The 23,485-nt window shown below is 45.6% G+C and carries 24 protein-coding genes and 1 other annotated feature; of the genes, 9 read left to right on the forward strand and 15 right to left on the reverse strand.

All coding sequences use genetic code 11. From position 1 onward, the window contains the following. Positions 1–3 precede the first annotated feature (3 nt). The 7 genes from CHH53_RS07700 to CHH53_RS07730 all read right to left on the reverse strand — a co-directional run bounded on the left by CHH53_RS07700 (position 4) and on the right by CHH53_RS07730 (position 7,866). Positions 4–1,044 carry a rod shape-determining protein gene (locus tag CHH53_RS07700; RefSeq protein ID WP_095215540.1) on the reverse strand — a complete coding sequence of 347 codons (1,041 nt, stop codon included), beginning with the start codon at positions 1,042–1,044 and terminating at the stop codon, positions 4–6. A 243-nt stretch (positions 1,045–1,287) separates the two neighbouring features. Continuing rightward, on the reverse strand, positions 1,288–1,962 hold the full coding sequence (gene radC / locus CHH53_RS07705; protein WP_095215570.1) for a RadC family protein: 675 nt from the start codon (positions 1,960–1,962) through the stop codon (positions 1,288–1,290). A 192-nt stretch (positions 1,963–2,154) separates the two neighbouring features. Beyond that, on the reverse strand, positions 2,155–2,979 hold the full coding sequence (locus CHH53_RS07710; RefSeq protein ID WP_095215541.1) for an SPOR domain-containing protein: 825 nt from the start codon (positions 2,977–2,979) through the stop codon (positions 2,155–2,157). 264 nt (positions 2,980–3,243) lie between these two features. Next, on the reverse strand, positions 3,244–3,999 hold the full coding sequence (locus tag CHH53_RS07715) for a prepilin peptidase (RefSeq protein WP_095215542.1): 756 nt from the start codon (positions 3,997–3,999) through the stop codon (positions 3,244–3,246). 207 nt (positions 4,000–4,206) lie between these two features. Next, positions 4,207–4,734, reverse strand: a complete 528-nt coding sequence (locus CHH53_RS07720) for a YceI family protein (protein ID WP_095215543.1) — start codon at positions 4,732–4,734, stop codon at positions 4,207–4,209. A 106-nt stretch (positions 4,735–4,840) separates the two neighbouring features. Continuing rightward, positions 4,841–6,580: a sensor domain-containing diguanylate cyclase gene (locus CHH53_RS07725; RefSeq protein WP_095215544.1), complete on the reverse strand. Its 1,740-nt coding sequence runs from the start codon at positions 6,578–6,580 to the stop codon at positions 4,841–4,843. Positions 6,581–6,633: 53 nt separating this feature from the next. After that, complete coding sequence (locus CHH53_RS07730) at positions 6,634–7,866, reverse strand: bifunctional folylpolyglutamate synthase/dihydrofolate synthase (RefSeq protein ID WP_095215545.1); 1,233 nt, start codon at positions 7,864–7,866, stop codon at positions 6,634–6,636. A gap of 112 nt (positions 7,867–7,978) precedes the next feature. Here CHH53_RS07730 and CHH53_RS07735 point away from each other — a divergent pair, with 112 nt between their 5' ends. The 5 genes from CHH53_RS07735 (at position 7,979) to CHH53_RS07755 (ending at position 11,683) form a co-directional block, all read left to right on the forward strand. Further along, positions 7,979–8,872, forward strand: coding sequence for an ATP-grasp domain-containing protein (locus CHH53_RS07735; protein WP_095215546.1), 894 nt, complete (start codon positions 7,979–7,981; stop codon positions 8,870–8,872). Beyond that, positions 8,869–9,705 carry an ATP-grasp domain-containing protein gene (locus CHH53_RS07740; protein ID WP_095215547.1) on the forward strand — a complete coding sequence of 279 codons (837 nt, stop codon included), beginning with the start codon at positions 8,869–8,871 and terminating at the stop codon, positions 9,703–9,705. Before CHH53_RS07735 ends, CHH53_RS07740 begins: the two co-directional genes overlap by 4 nt. A 2-nt stretch (positions 9,706–9,707) precedes the next feature. Continuing rightward, positions 9,708–10,229, forward strand: a complete 522-nt coding sequence (locus CHH53_RS07745) for a 2'-5' RNA ligase family protein (protein ID WP_158221509.1) — start codon at positions 9,708–9,710, stop codon at positions 10,227–10,229. Positions 10,230–10,328: 99 nt separating this feature from the next. Then, positions 10,329–11,120 carry an ABC transporter ATP-binding protein gene (locus tag CHH53_RS07750; RefSeq protein WP_095215549.1) on the forward strand — a complete coding sequence of 264 codons (792 nt, stop codon included), beginning with the start codon at positions 10,329–10,331 and terminating at the stop codon, positions 11,118–11,120. A 293-nt stretch (positions 11,121–11,413) separates the two neighbouring features. Further along, on the forward strand, positions 11,414–11,683 hold the full coding sequence (locus CHH53_RS07755; protein WP_095215550.1) for a phospholipase: 270 nt from the start codon (positions 11,414–11,416) through the stop codon (positions 11,681–11,683). 8 nt (positions 11,684–11,691) lie between these two features. Here CHH53_RS07755 and CHH53_RS07760 read toward each other — a convergent pair whose 3' ends face one another. Next, positions 11,692–11,982: a DUF3784 domain-containing protein gene (locus CHH53_RS07760; protein ID WP_095215551.1), complete on the reverse strand. Its 291-nt coding sequence runs from the start codon at positions 11,980–11,982 to the stop codon at positions 11,692–11,694. A gap of 663 nt (positions 11,983–12,645) precedes the next feature. Here CHH53_RS07760 and CHH53_RS07765 point away from each other — a divergent pair. Both CHH53_RS07765 and clpP read left to right on the forward strand, forming a co-directional pair. After that, a complete protein-coding gene (locus CHH53_RS07765; RefSeq protein WP_095215552.1) occupies positions 12,646–13,281 on the forward strand; it encodes a sigma factor-like helix-turn-helix DNA-binding protein in 636 nt (211 codons plus the stop codon). 81 nt (positions 13,282–13,362) lie between these two features. Beyond that, a complete protein-coding gene (gene clpP, locus CHH53_RS07770; RefSeq protein ID WP_095215553.1) occupies positions 13,363–13,944 on the forward strand; it encodes an ATP-dependent Clp endopeptidase proteolytic subunit ClpP in 582 nt (193 codons plus the stop codon). Positions 13,945–14,044: 100 nt separating this feature from the next. Here clpP and CHH53_RS07775 read toward each other — a convergent pair whose 3' ends face one another. The 5 genes from CHH53_RS07775 to CHH53_RS07795 form a co-directional block, all read right to left on the reverse strand. Beyond that, the gene (locus CHH53_RS07775; protein ID WP_095215554.1) at positions 14,045–14,296 is read right to left on the reverse strand and encodes a hypothetical protein; all 252 of its coding nucleotides are present in this window, start codon (positions 14,294–14,296) and stop codon (positions 14,045–14,047) included. Between the two features lie 20 nt (positions 14,297–14,316). Beyond that, positions 14,317–15,660, reverse strand: coding sequence for a TRAP transporter large permease subunit (locus CHH53_RS07780; protein WP_095215555.1), 1,344 nt, complete (start codon positions 15,658–15,660; stop codon positions 14,317–14,319). Positions 15,661–15,701: 41 nt separating this feature from the next. Further along, positions 15,702–16,595 (reverse strand): DUF1932 domain-containing protein, encoded by an 894-nt coding sequence (locus CHH53_RS07785; protein ID WP_095215556.1) that lies wholly within the window; start codon positions 16,593–16,595, stop codon positions 15,702–15,704. 13 nt (positions 16,596–16,608) lie between these two features. Further along, entirely contained in the window at positions 16,609–17,280 is a 672-nt protein-coding gene (locus CHH53_RS07790; protein ID WP_095215557.1) for an RraA family protein, read from the reverse strand. A 144-nt stretch (positions 17,281–17,424) separates the two neighbouring features. After that, entirely contained in the window at positions 17,425–18,273 is an 849-nt protein-coding gene (locus CHH53_RS07795; RefSeq protein WP_095215558.1) for a MurR/RpiR family transcriptional regulator, read from the reverse strand. 288 nt (positions 18,274–18,561) lie between these two features. Here CHH53_RS07795 and CHH53_RS07800 point away from each other — a divergent pair, with 288 nt between their 5' ends. Further along, positions 18,562–19,542: an aldo/keto reductase gene (locus CHH53_RS07800; RefSeq protein WP_095215559.1), complete on the forward strand. Its 981-nt coding sequence runs from the start codon at positions 18,562–18,564 to the stop codon at positions 19,540–19,542. Between the two features lie 108 nt (positions 19,543–19,650). Here CHH53_RS07800 and CHH53_RS07805 read toward each other — a convergent pair whose 3' ends face one another. Next, on the reverse strand, positions 19,651–20,547 hold the full coding sequence (locus CHH53_RS07805) for a DMT family transporter (RefSeq protein ID WP_233134937.1): 897 nt from the start codon (positions 20,545–20,547) through the stop codon (positions 19,651–19,653). A 103-nt stretch (positions 20,548–20,650) separates the two neighbouring features. Between CHH53_RS07805 and CHH53_RS07810 the strand changes: the two genes are divergently transcribed. Next, on the forward strand, positions 20,651–21,547 hold the full coding sequence (locus CHH53_RS07810) for an AraC family transcriptional regulator (protein WP_095215561.1): 897 nt from the start codon (positions 20,651–20,653) through the stop codon (positions 21,545–21,547). Between the two features lie 120 nt (positions 21,548–21,667). Here the strand turns inward: CHH53_RS07810 and CHH53_RS07815 are convergent, their stop codons facing one another. Continuing rightward, a complete protein-coding gene (locus CHH53_RS07815; RefSeq protein WP_095215562.1) occupies positions 21,668–23,047 on the reverse strand; it encodes an amino acid permease in 1,380 nt (459 codons plus the stop codon). A gap of 126 nt (positions 23,048–23,173) precedes the next feature. Then, positions 23,174–23,397 (reverse strand) — a binding site (T-box leader). Positions 23,398–23,485: the final 88 nt, after the last annotated feature.

Consider the following 23,485-nt stretch of genomic DNA (forward strand, 5'->3'; position numbering starts at 1 on the left):
AACTCAATTTTTAGTAGCTTTGGAAAATACATGTGGATGGGAACGGAAATGCTCGATGAATTCCAGTGACTTACCAGTACCGATGGCAACACTATCAAGCGGGTTTTCCGCTACGAAAACCGGCATTTTCGTTTCTTCACTGATGACGCTGTCCAAATTGCGAAGCAGTGCACCTCCACCAGAAAGGACGATACCGCGATCCATGATGTCCGCGGCCAGCTCAGGCGGTGTTTTTTCCAATGTGAGCTTCACGGCATCCACGATTGCACTTACTGTATCCTGCAATGCCCCGGAAATCTCCTTCGCACTCACACTGATGGTCTTCGGCAGTCCAGTCAGCAGATCGCGGCCGCGAATTTCCGTATCTTCGTCCGTTTCCGGTATGCCAGCATGACCCAGATCCATCTTCAATTGTTCAGCGGAGCGTTCCCCGATCATCAGATTGTATGTTTTACGGATGTATTGGCTGATCGCTTCATCCATATCATCCCCTGCTGTCCGGATGGACTGGCTCGTTACGATACCGCCCAAACTGATGATGGCAACCTCTGTCGTACCGCCGCCGATATCAACGATCATACTCCCTGTCGGCTCCCATACCGGCAGACCGGCACCGATAGCTGCCGCGAAAGGCTCGGCGATAGGGAAAGCATCCTTGGCCCCTGCCTGTTTCGTCGCATCGATGACAGCACGCTCCTCTACCATCGTGATGCCGGATGGCACACATACCATGACGTTCGGCTTTTTCGCAAACGAAGAACGATTGCGCTGCGCCTGCTTGATATAATATTTCATCATCGTTGCCGTTGTATCATAATCCGCGATGACACCATCCTTCATCGGACGGATGACACGGATATTCCCCGGTGTCCTGCCGATCATATTTCTTGCGTCGCCGCCTACTGCTTCCACCTGACCAGTTTCCACATTTGTCGCCACGACAGAAGGCTCACGGACGACTACGCCTTTTCCTTTTACAAAAACCAATGTATTTGCTGTACCCAGGTCGATACCTAGGTCTTGTGAAAAACTGAATTTCGCCACAATTAATTCTCCTTTTCCGAGTCCGTTCGTCTCAGCAAAGCTGCTTGTCAGCAATGCATACTTTTCATATATTGTCTCATTATGTTGTACTTTATCATAGCAGAAACCTATCCACCAGACATAGTAGTAAGGTATTAAAGCATACCATCAGAAGAAGCGCCAGCTAGTAAGTTGTACCATGCTAGGCGCTTATCTACAAAGCTAGTATCAATTATACGAGAAAACTAAAAAAATAGATAGTGATTACAAGTATCCTTTTTCCTTTAGGGAAATAAACTTACGGTCACCGATGACAAGGTGATCCAAAAGCTCGATGCCAATCATCTTGCCGCATTCCTGCAAGCGCTTGGTGACAAGGATATCTTCCTGTGATGGAGAAGGATCACCGGACGGATGGTTATGCGCACAAATGATGGATGCAGCAGAGCGACGGACCGCTTCACGGAATATCTCCCGGGGGTGGACGATGGAAGCGTTGAGGCTGCCAATGAAGATTGTCTGACGGTGGATGATATGATTCTTCGTATTGAGGAATAGTACGACAAAATGCTCCTGACGCAGATTACGCATTTCTTCCATTACATAATCCGCTCCATCCTTGGGGCTTCGAACAGTATATCGTTCTGCCGGTTTGTATCGATGCAGGCGCTGCCCGAGTTCGATGGCAGCCAAAATCAGCACTCCCTTGGCCGTACCTATTCCTTTAATGGCAGTCAGCTCTTCGATTGTCGCATCCCGCAGAAGCTGCAGACCTTCAAAATGCATCAAAAGCCGCTGAGCAAGCAACGTGACAGACTCATCCCTTGTCCCGCTCCCTAGCAGGATCGCAAATAACTCCGCATTGGACAAATGGGCAGCCCCAAGCTCCAGCAGTCTTTCCCGAGGTCGATCTTCCTTCGGCACCGATTTTATCGTCATTCCTGTTTGCAATAAAAAACCGCCTTCCTTCTGACTCGGATTCCTGTGTGGCGACAGGTTATGAGAAGCTTAACGGAAGACGGCTTGCCATTCAAATTGGCAAATAATGATTTTATGGATACTCCCCTTCACATTACGGAAAAATCAGGTCGAATAATGCAAATTCCCAAACAATGATAAGCTAGTCAGTTTTCATTGCCCCTCGGCAGTAAGACTGGCTTCATGCCAAACGGGCAGCAGCATGCTGGTGGTGAAAGCACCTTGCTCCATCGCGGCTACAGCTTCATCCGATGCTGTTTTGACATTGGCTGCTTCTGCCGGGATTTTCTCCTGCCAAGCTTTCCAAAGAGCCGGATCCTGATTATCACCCGCTGCAATCAGTACAGCAAGCTCGTCCAGCCAAGCACTGCTGCCTGTCTCAACACCTGGATCCCATTGCTTTACATAGCTTTCATAGCCTTGGGCCTGCAGCTGGGTGCCAAGTGTTTCCGCCTCCTCTTTTGATCCAGCCATCCCCGTCAAAAGGAAGAATTGACCATTCTTTTCCCACAGTACAGCTGGAATTCCGGCATCCGTGTATTTCTGTACCACATCCTGGCCTACATCCTCCTGATTATAAACGCCGCCTTGCACCACATAAGCAGTGAGATCATTAAACGCCCCAGCATTGGCTGCAGCCTCCTTCGTTGCCACCGGAGCAGCCACACCACTTGTACCCGATTCCATACCAGCTGTATAACGGAGCAGCAAGAATCCCAGTACGATGCCGATCAAGGCTGCTCCAAGGGCAGCTGCTGCCAACTTTTTGGCTAAAGGAGATAATGTCACTCCATTCTTCCCGTTTTTCTTTTCATTCAGCTGATCCAGTACCGGTACATCCTTCTCGACAGTGGCAGCCGCTTCTTCGTCATAAAGTGTGTAGCTTCCCTCACCAATCATCTCTTCTTTTGACTGCTGGTGTTGCTTCTTCTGCTTCTTGCCGCCGATCTTGACAGAAAGTCGCTTTTTCTCTTCCATCCTGGCACCTCTTTTATCATTGATAGGCCTAACTCTAGCACAGCCGGAAATAGAAGTAAGAGAAATGGTGTCGAGACAAAAAAAGAGTGTTCGACAGGAAGGACCCATCAAACACGCTTTTCTACGAATTAAGAAGCAGGATTATAAAATACCCGTAAAGATATCGTTGCAATATAGCTATTTTCCATGGCTTTTGTCAGGATCTTGCCATCACCTTGTAATCGCAGGATTATGTGATATACCCTCCTTATTGGACAGGCTCATTCAAAAGAATGAATCGGTATACCAGCCAAGCATTGCATCACCGTGGAAATAGGTGATGAGAGCGCCCAACAAAATGTACGGACCAAACGGGATTGCTTGTTTCCGCTTCAGAATCTTCGCCGATAGCAAGAGCAGACTGATAGCGGCTCCGATTATGGTAGAGAGGAAGAACGTAAGCAATACTCCCTTCCAGCCAAGTACCATACCGAGCAGGACAAACAACTTCAAATCCCCGCCTCCCATACCGCCCCGGCTGAATAGAATGACGAAAAAAAGCAGGACAAACGCCAAAACGGATCCAACGATCGGATCCCACCATGGCTCTAATGGAGTGATGATGCGAAGGATGAGGAAAAGGGGAAGGAAAAACATCAAAATCTTATTGGGGATGAGCATGAAACGCATATCCGTCACGAACAGGATTGCTGCCATTGAAATCAGTACAAATGCTGTGATCAACTCCCACTGCAGTCCAATCACCAAATAGCTGTATCCGAATAACAGTCCGGTCACAAGCTCTGTGAATGGATAAAGCCAGGAAATCTTCTGCTGACAATGACGGCATTTCCCACCCAGCACCATGTAGGAGACAACCGGAATCAGGTCATACGCCTTGATTCGATGCTGGCAGCTCGGACAGCAGGAACGCTCCGAGTGGAACATTTTCTTTTCCGGGACACGCATTCCGATGACATTGTAAAACGATCCAAGAACATTGCCTAGTATGAGGAAATAAAGCAGCAGGTAAATCGACATACATTAGCTCCTTACTTAAGGAAATATTTCTGCGAGATTTCGATATCCGGAAGCGGAGATCCTTCAACCGGAATGCTTTTATTCTCCACCACACACCAAAATTTTGCAAGTTAATTTTCACCCACCTCCTATTTGATCCTCCAATAACGATGAAGATACAAAAAAGGACCTGCCCCAGCCAGGGCAGGTCCTTCCTATATTCCTTTCTTACTCTACCACAAACTCAAAGTCAGCCGTGAATTTGACATCTTTCCCGATCAATACACCGCCTGTTTCAAGGGCTGCATTGTAAGTCAGGCCGTATGCTTCGCGGTTGATTTTTCCTTCGACTTCGAAGCCGGCAATTGTGCTGCCATCCATTGGGTTTTTGGATGTGCCATTGTATTCCACTTTGAATGTTTCTTCTTTAGTTACATCCTTGATCGTGAAGTCTCCAGTGATTTCCAATTCATCATCGGATACTTTTTTTACGGATTTGCTTTTGAATGTCATGGCAGGATGGTTCGCTGCATCGAAGAAATCTCCGGATTGCAAGTGACCGTCGCGATCTGCGTTGCCAGTGTTGACAGTAGCGGATTGAATGGTTACTGTCACGGATGCATTTTCCAAATCATTCAAATCCCCGCTGAATTGTACATCGAAGTCTTCGAATTTCCCCTTCGCTTTGGAAACCATCATATGTTTGACTGTGAATGAGATACCGCTGTGTGCTTTATCCAATTTAAAAACTGCCATGTTTGTTCCTCCTCAGTGGTGTTTAATCATTAAGTTACTTTATGTAAGTAACTATATATTAATCACTTTGTTACGTCAAGCAATTATTTATTAAAAAACATTCCTTTTACGAAGGAATGTCTTCTGGTGCCTGTTTCAATTTATTGTAAATACTCACACGGTTCCGGCCTTTCTGTTTGGCACCGACATACATGGCCCGGTCGGCATGCCGTACAAGTTCCAGGGCATCTTCACTGTTTTCCGGATAAGATGCGACACCAATGCTTACTGTCACATTCAGTGCCACTTGCTGCCCACTGTCCAATGTATGCTTCGTTTCGAATGGCTGAGCCGTGATACTTTCACGTATGGTCTCAGCGATTGCTGCTGCTTGGGAGCTACCGCAATCAGGCAAGATGACGGCAAATTCCTCTCCTCCATACCGCGCCAGTATCGCTTCCTCCCCCGCAATCTTGCGTAATCTGTCCGCCACTCCCCGCAGGATATCATTCCCTGCTTCATGTCCATAGGTATCGTTGATCTGCTTGAAATGATCCAAATCCATCATGATCAAGGATATCGGATTTGCCCGCCCGCTCCCCAGGAAAAGCCCTTTGAGTGCATTGTCAAAGTACCCGTAATTATATAAGCCTGTTAATGGACATCGTTCGCTGCTATCCTTGGTCTGTTCATAATGATAAGCATTCAGCAAGCTTGCAGCCATGAAGTTTGCCAGTAAATCGACAAGCATGAATTGGTATTTTTCATAGATATTGCGCTGCTCGGAAAGCAGGACCAGGATGCCGATGATCTGATTGTCCCTTTCAATCGGCAGGCACATCAGGCTTTCACTGTGAGGGGGTGCTGTTCTATTCCATTTATCTATCCACTGCTTCCGTTTTCCATAACGGACGCCATTTCCTTTCATACAGACTGAACCGGCAATACCCTCTCCTATTTCCTTGCTATCTCCTTGCTGGTAAAAGGAACGCTTTTTCGGATCATAAAGCCGGATCAGCTTAAGCTTCCGGCTATCCGTTACGTCATACAAGTAGGCTTGGTCTACCGGCACAAGTGCTACGATCCGTTCCATGAAAAGATCCAACGTTTCCTTCACATTCAGCTGACCCGTCAGCTCATGCCCTATTTCACTGACAAGGCGCAAATGTTCATTCATGCTGCGGCTTCCATAATAAAGCCGTAAGATATAAGACGTACTTGCTATCGAAAAGCCGATGAAAATAACCGCAATCCAGCCAATCTGATGGTAAAGCAAATGCAGGAGAAGTGCAGCTGGCAGTATGTAAAAGGTCGTCATGAATTCCCAGAAAAAGCTTCGCTCGAATATCTTGTCCCTCTTATCGTAAATATATCTTCTGGTCAGCGTGATCAAAAGGTGATTCATCATAAAGAGTGTCAATGAGTATGCAAGGACGCCAACGATATGCATCGGCGTCTCCAAGGCATGAGCAGCGCTTCCCGGCAGATCAAACAGTCTGTATACTCCTGCTGCCGAGACGCTCATCAGGAGGAACATCAAATAATTCAATGGGATGCGGAACAAGTCTTTCCGAGTCATGCATACTTGCAGCAAAACAATGGTCACACTGCATGTCGTGATGATCAGCTCCACAAACAAACCAAAGTTCAGATAGATGACAAGCGCGATACCATTCAGGAAAAAGACGGGAATCTGGTTGACCATGATCGGAAACAGCGCCACAATGATTGCCAGGGCGGTAAAAGCACTTAGATCAAGCCATTTCAGCTCATCGAAATTCGCCCGTTGATAGAGGAAGTATAAGGAAGCAGGCCAAATGATGGCCCAAGCCGCCCATATCCATCGTTTCTTGCTGCTGTTCACCATCTAGCTTCTTCCTTCCTATCTGCCGTACACATAAAAGATTCAGATAATTTAAACTACCATGTTTTTCTATTTTTCACAATATACTCTCTGACTTGGTAGATGAAATGCAAGGAGCCGGTAACAAAATAAACCGTATCGGATCGGCCATGCCGATATACCTGGTCCATCCACTCCTTCCAATCAGGAATGGTATGCACTGTCGGAAATGACCTCATCAAAGTCTCCATATCCACGGCTCTCGTATGTTCAAAAGTTGTCAGGGAGATATTCATGGTTATCTCTTTCAACTGTTGAATCATCTGTTCAAAAGGCTTGTCCCGAAAAGCGCTGAATAAAACCTGAATGTTGGCATCCGGGTAGTTTTCTTCAACCGTTTGGATGAATGCAGCCATCCCTTCTGCATTATGAGCCCCATCCAGGATGATTTTTGGGTCCTCATCCATTACCTCGAACCGCCCCGGAAGCTGCGCTTGGCTGATTGCTTTCTTCACTTTACCGTTTTCAAGCTTCATCCCCAGTTCCTGAAGTACATGGCAGGCTTGTACTGCAACCGCTGCATTTATCTTTTGATGAGATCCTATCATTTTCGGATTGATTTCCAACTGATCAGCATCCTGTTCCTCGACCCAGGTAATGGGTACAGCTGCGGTTTCTGCTTGCCGCTCCAATACTGCTCTTGCTTCCACCTGGGTTACTGCGCTTATGACTGGGGCTCCTGGTTTGATGATGCCTGCCTTTTCCTCGGCAATGGCTGTAATCGTATCTCCCAAAAAGCGCTGATGGTCAAGTCCGATATTGGTAATGATACTAAGAATGGGCTGCAAGACATTCGTGGCATCCCCCCGTCCTCCCATGCCGGCTTCGATCACAGAAATATCTGTGTGCTCGGCAAGATGGCCAAACGCGATACACACGTGAATTTCAAACTCACTCGGATGATCCTTTGCTTTGTCCATCTCTGCTATCACAGGTAAAAGGCGATTTGCTGCAGCGATGAATTCCTCTTCTGTCATCCATTTTCCATCCACTTGGATGCTTTCCAGGAATCCTCCGGGAGTCGGGGAAATGAAACTCCCTGTTTTCCAGCCGTTATATGTCAATGCCTGGGCAAGATAGGCGGATGTCGATCCTTTTCCATTCGTCCCGGCAATATGTATGCTTTTCATCCGACGTTCGGGATTGCCTGATGCCTGCAGCAGCTGCTGCACCCGATGCAGTCCCGGTTTGATGCCAAGATGTCTGCGGCTTGCCAAAAAAGCTTCTGCTTGTGTCATGTTTGCAAACATAAAGCATCTCCTTCCATGTATAATTGATAATTATATCAAACTAGTTTGTGCTGCCACTATAGAAATAATTTCTTCATTTGTTGCGCATCACCTAAGGAAAGGAAATTCGATTATGGCTACACCGAAACTTGGCTGGGTCATTTATAACGGTCATCTTGGCGGCAAGAAATTTCTCGATTTCGCTGAATGGATTCAACGTGCTGCCCATACCCACGCCATCGAAATGAAAATCATTAAAAATAATGCATTGCTGGCAATGGTCGGAACTGACAGCAATCTGCTGAAAGATGAGCAAGCATTGCCGGACTTCGTCGTATTCAGCGACAAAGATATTCCGCTCGCCCAGCAGTTTGAATCAATGGGAATCCCGCTTTTCAACTCAAGTAAATCGATTGCTGTCTGTGACAATAAGATCCTTATGTACCAGGCCCTGTCAGAGGCGGGGATAAGGATTCCCAAGACGATAATCGCACCGAAAATATTCCCAGGCACAATGCCGATGCAGCTGGAGATGTTCGATCCTGCCATTACAGAGCTTGGCTTTCCGATGATTGTCAAGGAAGCTTTCGGCTCATTCGGCGAACAAGTATATCTGATCCGAAACAGAGAACAATTGCACCGGAAAATCACCGAAATAGGAACCGATCCGTTCGTCCTGCAGGAATATATCCAAACAAGCCACGGCAGGGATATTCGGATAAATGTCGTCGGCGGCCGGATTGTTGCCTCGATGATTCGCTCCTCCGAAACTGATTTTCGGGCAAATGTATCCCGAGGGGGAAGTATGGAGCAGTATACCCCAACCAAAAAAGAGTCCGAATTGGCTATTGCAGCTGCAGCTGCAGTCGGAACCGATTTTGCAGGGGTGGATCTTTTATTTGGACCGGAAGGAGAACCGCTTGTGTGCGAAGTGAATTCAAATGCACATATCCGTTCTATCTATGACTGCACTGGTGTGGATGTATCTGCATCGATCATTTCCTACATAAAGGAAGTGCTGTCATGATTGGCTGGCTGATTTATCATCGTACGGATGCGAAACGAAACGCCGCTTTCATTGATTGGTTCCTTACAGAAAGCAAGCGGCTCGCCATCGACCTGCAGCTCGTCTACACAGATGAGCTGCAAGTGGGCCTTGAACAAGGACAAGTAAGGATACATAGGAAAAACGCCGACTTTGCCATAGTACGGACAATCGACCCTTTATTGACTGCACAGCTGGAGCAGGCTGGAATCGTCTGTTTCAATAATGCGGAGACGGCCGCATTGGCAAACGATAAGATCAAGACACATATGGAGCTTGCCAAACTGGAAATCCCCATGGTGGACATGTATTTTCAGACACACACTCCTCTACTCCAGGCGCCGCTTGCATTCCCCTTTGTCTGGAAAACAGCACATGGGCGCGGGGGCAAAGAAGTGCACTTGGTCGAAACGGAAGACCAGTACCAAGCATTACAGCAGCAGTACTGCAATCATCCGATTGTAATGCAGGAGCTGGCTCCCACTTCCGGAAAGGATGTACGTGTTTTTGTGATAGGCAAAAACGTCATAGCAGCTGTCCTTCGCAGCAGCGAACAGGATTTTCGAGCTAATTATTCACTTGGCGGTAACGCAGCTTTTTATTCTTTGAATACGCAGGAGCTGCAGCTTGTTCAACGTATCATCAATCATTATGATTTCGGCTTTGTCGGTATCGATTTTCTTTTCGACGGGAATGGCGGCTTCCTGTTCAATGAAATCGAAGATGTAGTCGGCAGCAGGACGCTGAGTAAGGTTAGTGATATCAATATCGTGCGGCTTTATTTGGAACATATACAGCAATACATGGAGGGATGACGTTGTACGCATTGGCAGGTTTTTTTGATGCTTCCACCGAAAAATCGATCACAGCATTATGGGAAGAGCTGCTGGAGAAAGATATTACCGATTATGCTTTTCGGCGAAAGGGACACAGACCGCATCTCACCTTTGCTTCATTCCATGAAGCCGACAACCAGCTGATATATGGCATGGAACAAATCACAAAGCAATACGACCCGCTTCCTTTAAGCTTTCAGCTGTTCGGGAGTTTTATGGGCAAGGATGCATTTCTGCTGCTGCCGAATCCAAGCGCTTCATTGATGCAGCTGCAGCGGAAAATTTCAGCCCTGCATATGCCTGCTCCGCTCTATACTCCAGATAATTGGATCCCGCACATCACGCTTGCAAATTATCTGAGTCAAACGCAATATGCAGCTGTCCAGCAGCTGGCAAAGGATAGACTGCATCCATTTACGGCAACTATGATACGTCTGGCACTGATCCAAGTCACAGAAAATGAAGTGGCAGAATGGACGACGTATCCTTTTAAAAAGCAGTAGATGCGCACCTTCCCATCCGAATTATTGAAATGTTTTGAAAAATCGGCGTTTGTCTGATTAAATTATTTCAGAGGTAACTTGTCATTGGAGGGAATGGCCATGATCATAGAATTAGAAAATGTGTCTTTGAAAAAAGACGGAAACTGGATCTTGCAGGATCTCGATTGGAAGATAGAAAAAGGACAGAATTGGGTATTGTTCGGTCTCAATGGCTCTGGCAAAACATCTTTGCTGAATCTATTGAATGCGTACAGCTTCCCGACAGCTGGAAATATGAGCGTTTTGGGCATGGAATTCGGCCGCACTTATCTAGCCGAAAAACTGCGGATCCAAATCGGTTACGTATCTTCATCCCTTCAGCAAAAAATCGATGCAAGTGATAATGCTTTCGAAGTCGTACTCAGCGGTGCTTACGCTTCCATCGGTCTTTATGAGACACCTACCGATGATGAAAGGCAAAGGGCCGCACAGCTGCTATATGATCTCGGCTGTTTCGAATACGCGAACCGCCGCTATGAAATGCTGTCGCTCGGAGAAAGGCAGCGGGTCTTGATTGCACGGGCCATGATGGCCGACCCTCCTCTCCTCATACTGGACGAACCTGCCAATGGATTGGATTTTTTGGCACGCGAAGCATTGCTGGAATCCATCGAAAGGATCAGTGATAAACCAGATGCACCTACCATCATCTATGTGACCCATCATATCGAAGAGATTTCACCTGCCTTCGATAAGACACTTTTGCTTAAGGAAGGCAAGGTGTTCGCATCTGGAGATACGACTGATATGATATCGAGTGAACGGCTTTCCGAATTTTTCGGGATCCCGGTAAACGTATTATGGGATAATGATCGTCCTCTGCTATCACGGGTACAGATGGCAAATAAATAAGGATGGAACGATAAAAGAAGGATTTAGCATCGCGCAAAAGGTTTCAAGCAGGGTCTATATCAGATAAATGACAAGAATGGTCATAATATAATAGGAACGGCCAGAGGCATCGTAAGCCACTGACCGTTTTTAGTGTATATATCAGATATGCCCCCTATGCGGCATCATTCAACAAATTAGGATTGTCTCTCTTAAGAAATAAGGTCCCTCGGATAGGATAACAGCATATACACAATGGATGGATTGTGTATATGCTGGACCATCAGTACTTTCAAACCGGAAGGAGGGACGATATGCCGCGTTTTTGTATTTTCCCAGGATATAACTGGTGCGGACCGGGCTGCAGCGGTCCAGGTGCGCCCGTCAATAGAGTGGACGCTGCCTGCAGACAGCATGATATCTGCTACAGAAGGAACGGAAATCGCTGTGAATGTGATCAAGCATTTATGAACCGTCTTCGTCCATTGCTTGATCCCCGTACACAAGAAGGCAGACATGCACGGCTGATGTATGACTATATGAAGCTGCAAACTCAAATAACGTGCAGCGGCTATAGAAAATAAGAAAGAAGTTACTTGTCCACCATCTTCACATTCACATAAATCAACAGGATTAAATTAGCCATGATGACTAAATGGATGGCAACCATACTCCATTCCGGTGAGAAAATAAAAGGCACTAAAATCAAGATGGCTCCGCTGACCAAGTAGAACGGACTGACGAGATCGATGAATTTTTGTTTGTCTCGGATCCGCTGCTGATTATACCCTCTCAGAATGCCGACCATCTTTTTGACATTCACCAAATAAGCTAACACGATGAACACAATCCCCAAGAATACAGAAAAAATTTCGTGTTCCATGATCCACCTCCATGGAAAGATGTCAAAAACTGAAATTCACAAAGGTTAAATATTCATAGAAAAAGAATACTACAGATGGCTGTCATATGCATACTTCATTATACAATATGAGTTCGCATCATTTTCCTATCTGGTGCATTTTAATGCACCAATCTTGGGGATCGTCCTTCTAGTTCATATCCCCTATCGAAGGCAAGGGACGTCTCAGCATATTTTCAGCTCATGGCCAGGAAAATGTTGTTCAGTGATACTAAACAATAACAGGATGAGGTTATGGCACCCATGAAATAAACATAATAGCCAGGTGCAGAAAACAGCATACTTATGAAAACAAGCCTGAAATTGCGATTTCGAGATAATTGCAATTTATTTGATGAAACTTCCATTCTACCAACCTTCCCTCTTCCGTTTGTCACCTCCAGTATAAGTAATTGGAAATACACAGCAAACAATCTGTGGGATGGGATTATCTCCGTCTTAAGACCGAGACTGCACGCAGACCAGCAGCTACGTTCATGAGACTGTTTGCTATTAGCCAAGGTGATGGTATGGTTAAAGGGAAACGCAAAAATAAATAATCTGTGCCATCCATTCAAAAAAAGAAAGAAACCCATATCGAAATACAGCATCACGGCGTTTAAGTGAGAAAGGGGTGATGACATAATGGAGCAGCATGAGCAAGTTGATCGCCAAACACAATTAGCGGAAACGATGGATAAGCTGTCACACTATTGCATGTACTTGACGAAGAATAAATGGGATAGTGATGAAATCACGCAGGAAGCTGTATTGAGAAGTTTGATTAAATATAAAGACTCCTTCCCTCCGCCTGTAAGCCTGTTGAAAAAGATTGCCTATCACGCCTGGATCGATCGGATACGCAAACAGAAGAAAGAAGAGCTTGTATCGGAAATCAGGGAGACAGCTTCAGATGAAAAGAAAGACGCAGAACAGCAGCTGGAGAAGCTGAAAAAACTGACACCGAAGCAGTTGATCGTGTTTGCTTTGAAGGAAGCATTTCATTTTCAAACCATGGAGATAGCAGATTTGCTCGACTTGAATGATTCAGCTGTGAAAGCACTGCTGCACCGGGCTCGCTTGAATATCCAATCCAACACCATCCACCCACTCGTTCAAAGCTCCTGGGAGAATTTGAATCAAGAGGATGTATTGGAGTTTGTCGGAATCTCGCTTCAAAGAGAAGATCCCGCTGTGCTCATCCGGATTATTCCCGATTTGTTTCACGCTCCAAGCTCAAGCTTCGGGAAAAATTCAAATCTCTGTATGGCCGCAGCCTGAAGTGCTGCAATTTTTTTACCCGTATCGTATTTGCCTCTCAATCCGTTCCAATGATGAAGAATGAAAAGGAGAGTGTGGAATATGAATACGATACCTTATGTAGTGGAGCAATCGAATATGGGAGAACGATCCTACGATATTTATTCAAGACTGTTAAAGGACCGAATCATCATGGTCAGTGAAGAAATCAACGACGCGATGGCCAGCGCCATTGTTGCGCAGCTGTTATTCTTAGCAGCAGATGATCAGGAAAAAGATATCTCGCTATACATCAACAGCCCTGGAGGTTCGATATCGGCAGGTTTTTCCATCCTTGACACGATGCAGTATATCAAACCGGATGTCCAGACGATTTGCACGGGGATGGCAGCATCTTTCGGCGCACTCCTATTGCTGGCGGGGACACCGGGCAAGAGGTATGCACTGCCGAATAGTGAAATAATGATTCATCAGCCGCTCGGGGGAGTAAGGGGGCAGGCAGCAGATATTGCAATCACTGCAAGTAGGATCACGAGACAACGTCGGCATATCAATCAATTGATAGCCGCATCCACTGGACAGCCAATTGAAAAGGTTGCTGCAGATACGGACCGCGATTATTTCATGACTGCTGAAGAAGCGAGGGAATATGGCATCATCGATAAAGTACTTGTAAGGAAATAAGACAAATGAGTCTCCTCTTTGGACAGCTTAAAGACCTGAGATAGTGACTCAGGTCTTTATTCCGTGCCTGTGAACGTCCCCGAAAGCACGGCCACCAGATTCAACCTCCATACATACTGCTATCTTGCTCCTTTGCATCGTTCCTTTTTGGCAAATAATTCAGTGAGAAGCCCACAAGGCTGAATAATGCGCTCAGGATGATCGTGGGATTTTTAAACCATTCAGCGCTGAGAATGATAAGCTCTCCCTTTTGCAGTATGATGCCTAGAATCTGCCCCAGCACAAGCAGTGTGCCGCATGTAAGAAAAGCCACCAGAAGCACTTTAAACAATATCTCAGCGATTTTTCGCATGAATATCAACACCTTTCCCTTTATACAGGTAATATCTCCATTCCTATCAACCAGCCGATTGCCACTATCGGCAGCATGTAGTAGGCGATAAGCGGCATGAACGTTTTTTCTGGTCTTGCACCTGCCAGACCAGAAGCGATGAATATGGATCCAGATGCTGGTGGTGAGGCTCCTTCGGTTGATGAGAATGCCAGTATTGCCACGACAGCTACCATTGGATCCACTCCAGCGGAGGTCAGTGCCGAGAAGGAAACCAAGCCGACGGCGGTGAGAGTGGCTGTAGATGACAGCGGTCCAGCTACCAGCGTCACTAATATGCCAACCATGAGGACCATCAGCCATTTCGGCACATCAAGTGAAGATGTAATTTGACTGAGGTCATCTGCAAGCCCTAATTGCGAAAGAACGTCACTGGCAGCCACCGCAAATAGCATGAGCGCACCGATTGTCGTGAATTGGGGTATGGCAGATGATAGCAATTCGGACCAATTCGACAGCGAACCTGGTGTCCGTTTCCAGCCGATGATCAGGCTGATGATCATGATCAGGATCGGTATCCAAGTGATCAGTGAAATTTCATCCATTGCTTCTGGGCCTATGTTGGGATTATCCTTCAAAGCTTCGGCAATCGGCCCCACGGTGACAAGTATCGGAATCAATGCCCCGAAGAAAATGAAGATGGACTTCCAGCCCATTTTCAGCGCTTCCCTGAATCCGACTAAATCCTCAGAGGGAAGCGCCTTGATACCGTTCTTTTTCACAAGAAAGAATACTAGTATAAGCCGGTAAATGACCTGATAAGCTCCCCCAATCAAAAGCGCAATGTAAAGGTCGCCCTCTGCAACAACCGCTCCGATCGGCGCAAAACCCAGCATGATGAACATCGAGGAGTTCGGTGGTAATGCAGCTCCCAATCCGCCATTTCCAGCCAGGATAGTCGCTGTCGTCTCACGGCTCCAGCCTGATTTGATCATCCATTGTGCTGTAATCGATCCGGTAGTTGCTGTATTTGCTGAATTAGAACCAGAAAGAGCACCTAGGATAGCGGAGCCCAGCGTACTCATGTAAGCTGCACCACCTGGCAGCTTTCCAATAAGTGAGTTCAATATGCGTAAAAGAGCTTGAATCAAATGGAGCTGATCAACCAGGAAAGCCATGAAAACAAAAGCCACAGCAGCATATAATACTTCATAAGTGGAAGCAAATACCAGACCATCCCAAAATAATCCCGGGGCATCCGTTCCGCCAAACAATACGGTGGCAATGAAGCCCAGCAGCATCGCTTCCCCCATATTGCGCTTCACTGCTACATTCCATATAATAATGACCGCGATGAACACTACCAGCGCGATAAAACCAGTCATCCGTTCTCCCTCCCCTTCCAATCCTAGTAAAACGCTTACATTTAACGGTGATGAACTTCCTTTCCTTCCATCAATAAGTCAAGAATCTCTTCCCAGGTGTCTGGCTTACTCCCTTTATATTTTTCTGGAATATCCAGCTGGGCAAGACGCTCCAGCTTCTTCTGGGCAGCGATCGAAATGCTTGCATCTATATCCGATTCCTGCAGCATCTCGATAGAACCACCCAATTCGACAGCACGTCTCTTCGCATGGAGTGCACTTCCTGTCACGAGCCGATTCATTGTTTCCACGAAGGTTTTGGCATTCATGGTTTCATCGATGGAACTGATGGCCGCCTCTTCCACACCGTACTTCTTGGCTGCTTCCAAAAATTCAACCATCAAACCGGCGATACCTTTCATATATATACTCCTAATAAGCTTGAGAGCCGAAGCATCACCAGGATGATCACTTATTTTTGTGATTTGCATCCCGTATCCCGTCATGGTTTTTATAAAGGAGCCTGCGCCGCTTCCGCTCGCAGAAATCGGTACCCGATGCTGATAGACAGGTAATGGACCAAGCATTGCCGCATCGACAAATAAAGCCCCTCTCCCCTCGACCACACTGGCCACTTGTTTCTTTATTTCCGGAGTGGAGGCTGATACGTCCACATAAACCAAATCTTTTTTATAGCTGGCTGCCAGTGATTGAGCCACTTCCAAAGTCTTATCGGCAGGAACGGCGGCGATGACAATGCTGCAAACCTTTAAAACTTCATCAGCGCTTTCCAGCAACAAAACATTTGCTTTAGAGGCTCTTTCCCTTATACGATCAGAAAAATTCGGATTATCCAAAAGGGCATCATATGCGTAAAATCGATCAATGCCTTCCCTATTCAATCCAGATGCCATCTCAAAAGCTGCTTCTCCAAACCCGACAAAACCTAATTCCATATCTTTCATCCCCCTATGCTCGATACTGTTTGATTTTGCTTTCCAACCATTTTGGCACCAATGATATTGGATCGGGATCTTCCTGGGAACCATATTGTGCGATCGTTTCCAGACGTTTTTCCTCATATTTCAATTTTTCCGATGCTTTATGAAGCACTTCATCGATTCGATCGACCGGTACGACAACCACCCCATCATCATCTGCTACGACCAAATCCCCAGGTGCAACACGAATTCCGCCGCAAGAGATGACTTCGTTCACTTCACCAGGACCATCCTTAAAAGGCCCATTCGGGTGGAAACCCTTACTGTAAATCGGGAAATCCAGCTCTTCCAATGCTTTTTTGTCCCTAACCAGCCCATCGATCACAATTCCTTCCACACCAATGGCTTTGGCAGAACCAGCCATAAGTTCCCCTAAATAGGCATTATTTGTGTGTCCTTTTCCATCAACGACCAATACATAGCCCTTCTTGGCTGAGTAAATTGCTTGGTGAAGAAATAAATTATCTCCGGGTCTTAGGCTCACAGTCATAGCTGTACCTACAATTCCCATACCAGAGCTCACTGGTTTGATGCGGTAATCCATCGCACCCGTACATCCCATAACATCAGCAAGAAGTGTAGTATTCAAGTTTTTGGCCAGCTCAATCACCTCGTCAGGCAACAAAGAAGCTTCCTTCATTTCTCTCCCATCCCCCTTAGTAATAAATGTTACTATACTTTATACAAAAGTAATATCCATTACTTTCATGAAGTGATGATACCATTGCTCCCTACCTTTGTAAAGCGCTTTCATAAAGAAAAATAAAATGAGCCATCACACATTTCATTTTGTGTGATAGCTCATTTCGGTAAGAATGGAGTTGATCTTGTCTAATCGCGGCTTGGTTCGCTCCGGATAATTGATTGCCAATGCACTCAAGATATAGTCGGCAATCAAGATAGCCGATACAATGGAATTATGTGACCCGATACTTGGTGACGGGCACGGTAATATGTAATCCGCATATTTGGATACAGGCGAAGTATAGCTGTCAGTTATAAGAATTATTTTCGTATCAGCTGCTTTTGCTACTTGCAGAAGTTGACTGATCCGTTTGGCATATCTCGGATAACTGACTGCTATGACCACATCGGAGGAATGAAATGTAACGGCGTCCTCGATCCAATCAGTCGTATCCGCATTGAAATATCGGCTGTTTCCCAAAATCCGATTGATCCCAAGTGAAAGATATTCCCCTACGGGCCTTCCGCTGCGCACGCTCGTACATAATATCTGATCTGATTCAGCGATTAAAGTGATTATTGCCTGTAAGGTCTCGGCCGAAATGCTATCCAAAGACGATTGAATATTATTGTATTGCTGTTCCACATGCTGATGCATGAGCTCGCTTTTACTTGCACTTTTTAGATTTGCCTCCAGCCTTGTTTGCGGCGCAGCCTTGTGCTTCATCGACGCTTGGAGCTCCCTTTGCAGCTCCGAAAATCCTGAATAACCTACCGCAGCAGAAAACCTCATTATCGTTGCCGTACTTGTCCCTACGATTGTAGCAAGTTTATCCACAGTCAAAAAGGCAACATCGATAGGATTTTGAATGATATATTCTGCAATCCTTCGTTGCGCATCCGTCAAATCAAAAGCATTCGATTGAAGTTTTTGAACGAGGTCAGCCATATTAACCACCTACTTTGATCATTTTGAATACTATCATTTTAACAGTAAACGTATACTTTATCCTCTCCAACAAAAGAAAAGACACTCTATGAGTGCCCGAAATCAGGTTGGCATTTATCCAAGAAACCACCGTCCCTCCATTATTAGATTCACAGAAAGCACGCATATGGAAAGTGATCTTTGATAGGATCAGGCAAAAACTTGCCATGATCGGGTTTATGGTCATGCCCAGGTTTGTGACATAATGAAGGAGGATACATAAGTCAATCTGCTAAGGGAGGACTATATATGGAGTATACAAAGCTAGGGAATACAGGTTTGGATGTGTCCAGGTTCAGTCTTGGCTGCATGAGTTTTGGGGATGCTGAAAAATGGATACATCAATGGGTGCTTGACGAGGAACAAAGTCGTTCCATCATCAAAAAGGCACTTGATCTGGGAATCAATTTTTTCGATACGGCAAATGTATATTCAATGGGAACCAGTGAAGAATTCCTTGGGCGTGCCTTAAAGGATTATGCAAATCGTGACGAAATAGTGCTGGCGACCAAAATCCATGGGCGGATGCATGAAGGTCCAAATGGTGCCGGTCTATCGCGCAAAGCTATCATGAGCGAGATAGATAAAAGCCTCAAGAGACTGGGTACAGATTATATCGACCTTTATATCATCCATCGCTGGGATTATAACACCCCGATCGAAGAGACAATGGAAGCATTGCATGATATCGTGAAGGCAGGAAAAGCTAGATATATCGGAGCTTCTGCCATGTATGCTTGGCAGTTCCAAAAAGCATTGCATGTAGCAGAGAAACATAATTGGACACGCTTTGTATCGATGCAGAATCATTATAACCTCATTTACCGCGAAGAAGAGCGGGAAATGCTCCCTCTTTGCAAAGAAGAAAAAATCGGTGTGACTCCGTACAGTCCGCTCGCTTCAGGAAGATTGACGCGTGATTGGTCGGAAACAACCCTGCGTTCCAAGACGGATCAGATCCAAAGATCCAAATATGATGCAACTGCTGATGCTGATCGAGTGGTTGTCGAACGGGTAGCGGAAGTGGCTGAGAAACATGGTGTGCCGCGCATCCATATCGCGCTCGCCTGGCTGTTATCGAAAGAAACGGTGACATCCCCTATCATCGGTGCCACGAAAATTTCGCATCTGGAGGATGCCGTAGGTTCTTTATCCGTCAAGCTGACAGATGAAGAAGTCGCGTTTCTCGAAGAACCCTATGTTCCGCATGCAGTTGTCGGACCTAACTAAGAAAAATGCCATCCCTTTATGGGGTGGCATTTTTCTTAGTCATAAATTACACCAAGCCAGGATCATCGCTGGAAAGACAAAAGGCTCCACACAAAGTGAACAGGCTTATCACCTTTCACCTTTCATAATGGATAGGATTGTTATCGTAATTAGAATCAGGATTGCGCCACCCCACTCCGGCAGACCGAATGGAATTTGAAACCACAGTATGGACAGAAAAGTTGCAGACAATGGTTCGACGGATGCCAGGATACTTACCTTGGAAGCTGCGATATACTTTGTACTTTCCAAGTAAAAATAAAAAGCGATGATGGTACCAAAGATGATGACAAATAAAATGGCGGCTGAGGATGATAATGACCATTCGCCCTCCATTTGCCAAGGGGGATGAATGAAACTGAAGCAGAACCCGCCGATCAGCATACCCCACCCCACCACAATTCTTGCACCCCAGCTTGCCAGCAGTTTCAAGGGCTGCAATGTGTAAAAGCTTAAAGCGAAAGCCGAGGCAACACCCCAGAAAATGGCCCAGCCGGATATGGTGAGAGATTGCAGATTTCCACCGGTTACAAGCAGGAAAGTACCTATAATGGCAATGACTAAAGATACACTAATGGGGAATGAGGGCAAACGCCTGGATCGTATAGCCAGATAGCATGTGATGAGAGCTGGTGCTAAATACTGGAGAATGGTCGCTGTTGCAGCATTTCCATGTTCTATTGCGGCAAAATATGTATATTGGACAGCGAGCATTCCCAGAATACCGAAAAGAATGAGACTTATAGCTTCCTGCTTATTTTTCCAGACAGCCCATACCTTTCGTCCCTCTTTCATGCGAGCAATTGTCAATAAGGCAACACCAGCTGCCAATAATCTTACTACTGTAAGCCACTCCGTACTGAACCCTTTCGTTTGGAACAAAAATTGGGCTACCGTTCCTGAGACTCCCCAAAAGATAGCTCCCAACAATACCAAAGCAGTACCTGCTATTTGCTTGTTTTCCACAATTCAACCTCCTTACTCTGCTACAATAATGTCATGATAAAAAAAGAAACTGCTATTTGATAGCAATATCGTATATAAAAATATAAATATATTGAGGTAAGAGATGCAGATCAAAGATTTTTTAATCAATCAGGAATTAGAGGAATTAACCCAGCATAGAACCGTTGAATTACCACTAGCCTGCTACGAAACAAAAATCAAGGAAAATATACATGGGCATATTCCGCTGCATTGGCATAATGAGATCCAATTCGTGCTGATCATTAACGGTAGTGCAGCATTCCAAATCAATGAAGAGAAAGTGAAGGTCAGCAAGGGCGAAGGTATTTTTATCAATAGCGGCTGTCTTCATAAGGCTGATGATTACAACAATTCAGGCTGTATTTATATATGTTTAAACGCCTCCCCTGAAATTTTTCTATCCAAAGAACTGCACGCTAAGTACGTATATCCTTATATCCAAGCAACTAATTTAACGCACTTGCATATAGGCAGGAAGGATCAATGGGAAAGAAACATCCTTAAAGCAATATTGGATATTCATCAATTGATCGAGCAAAAGGATCCTTTCTACGAGATAGATATAGTCAATCACCTTAATCTTATCTGGCAGAACTTGATCATGAATGGTATGCAACTGGAATACAGCGAATCAGATAGGATTAGGAATCAGCGGATGAAACGAATGCTCCATTGGATCCACCTCCATTTTGATGAAAAAATCACTTTGGCCGATATCGCGAAAGCCGGGCAGCTAAGCCGGGCTGAATGCTGCCGTTATTTTAAGCGCATAGTCAATCAATCCCCCATGAATTACGTAATCGAATATCGGATACAAAAAAGCCTTCCCCTGCTTCAGAATCAGAATTCCAATGTCACAGAAGTGGCTTATCAAATTGGATTTAATAGCAGCAGTTATTTTATCGCTAAATTTCGTAAATCCATTGGGATGACACCATTAGCCTATAAAAAACAAAGTCGTGGACAGTTAAAGTCATGACAAATAGCATGCACGGTTCATTACATATACTAGGCTGCTTAAAAAGGACAAGTCAGACTTGTAATCAGCAGGCTTTCATTGATGCTGCATCCAGAAAAAGGGTCACGTCAAGTGACCCTTTTAAGGATTGTGCGTATCATTGTGCATTTTCCATTCTGTTTCCACTTGTTTTCTGCCCCGTCCCAAAATAAAAGCCAATATGATCAATACCGCCAAAGCCGTAAAGCACACTACCGTTCCCACTGAAATGCCTTTGCTGAACGATGATCCGAGCAAGATGATGACAAGGCCTGCCAGCCCAATAATCGTCGTTGCTGGGAACAGCTTCATTTTGAAATGGGGCATTTCTGCATAATCGGGACGCAGCTTAAGCTGTGCTGCACAAATCCCGATCCAAAGCAGCAGCATGGTGAATCCAGGTATCGTCATCATCGTGCCAATGATGCTATCAGGTGCAAAGTATGCGAGCCCAGCCCCAACCAATAATAGGACAGCGTTCAAGGTGATGGCGTTGATCGGTGATCCCGCTTTGGTGGTTTTCGCCAGGAGCTTTGGTGCCTCCCCTTTTTCAGCCAGGGAATACATGGTCCTGGAAGTGGCAAACATTCCTGAATTTGCAGCTGACAAAACAGCAGTCAGTAAAATGAAATTCATCACATGGGCAACCCCAGGAATACCGATTGCATCCATCACTTGAACAAACGGGCTTTCCGTCCCGGCCACTTCATTCCAAGGAATGAGCCCGGAAATGATGATGATAGGTAAAATGTAAAATAGCAATACCCGCCATACGACGCCTTTGATCACTTTAGGCAACACCTTTTTCACATCTTTTGTTTCCGAAATGGCAACCCCGATAAGCTCTGATCCCCCAAATGAAAACATGACGATCAAACAGGCCGCGAATACACCCTGCATGCCATTGGGGAAGAATCCGCCATGTCCGAGCAGATGCTGGGTCGGTGTATCTGGTGCAAAATCCGTCAACCCAAGCAGGACCGCCCCGCCCAGCAGGATAAATAATACAAGTGCAATGATTTTAATACTAGCGAACCAAAATTCCATCTCTCCATAGAATTTCACCTGCAAACTATTTATGCCTATGATAACCGCTGCACAAATGGCGCTCAACAGCCAAAGTGGTGTATCCGTGAACCAAAACTGCAAAAACGAACCTGCTGCCAGGATCTCCACCACTGTAACGAGCGTCCAGTTGATCCAGTACAGCCAGCCAACGATGAAGGATATATGGAATCCAAACGCTTTATGCACGAGATGCTGCACATTATGATTGGGGTACACAACCGCCATTTCAGCCAAAGCAACCATTACAATCAGCAATAATGCACCGCCAAGCAAGTAGGAAACGACCACACCTGGTCCGGCAATCCCCAATGTCTCCCCGCTTCCTTTGAAAATACCAGTACCGATCATACCAGCCAATGCCAAAAACTGGACGTGTCTAGGTAAAAGCTCTTTCCGCAAACCATTTCGACTCATTTTTTTCTCCTCTTTCTATATCAAATCTTGTTGTGATGAGTTGCATATAGTGATAATCATCGTCCATGGCCGACCACCTCCTTTAAGCAAGTATCAGGAAACGAAAAATCCCTGCTGAAATCATTCAGCAGGGACGAAATAATCGCGGTACCACCCTAGTTATTGACATAAAAATACGCCAATCCCTCATTTGCATAACGGCTGTCAACCGTCTTCCCCTCACCTCTTGGCTTCGAGGAAGAAAGCTCCAGGATCGTAATTCATGCTGTTCTTTATACTGACTCGCACCATCCGTCAGCTCTCTGGTTCAGGGAGAACATGCACTACTATCATCCATTCATCACTTATCTGTTATTCATTTTCCAAAACAAAAAGTCCCTGCTGAAATCATTCAGCAGGGACGAAATAATCGCGGTACCACCCTGATTATCGACATAC

This window comes from Terribacillus sp. 7520-G (assembly GCF_002271665.1).
GTDB lineage: Bacteria > Bacillota > Bacilli > Bacillales > Amphibacillaceae > Terribacillus.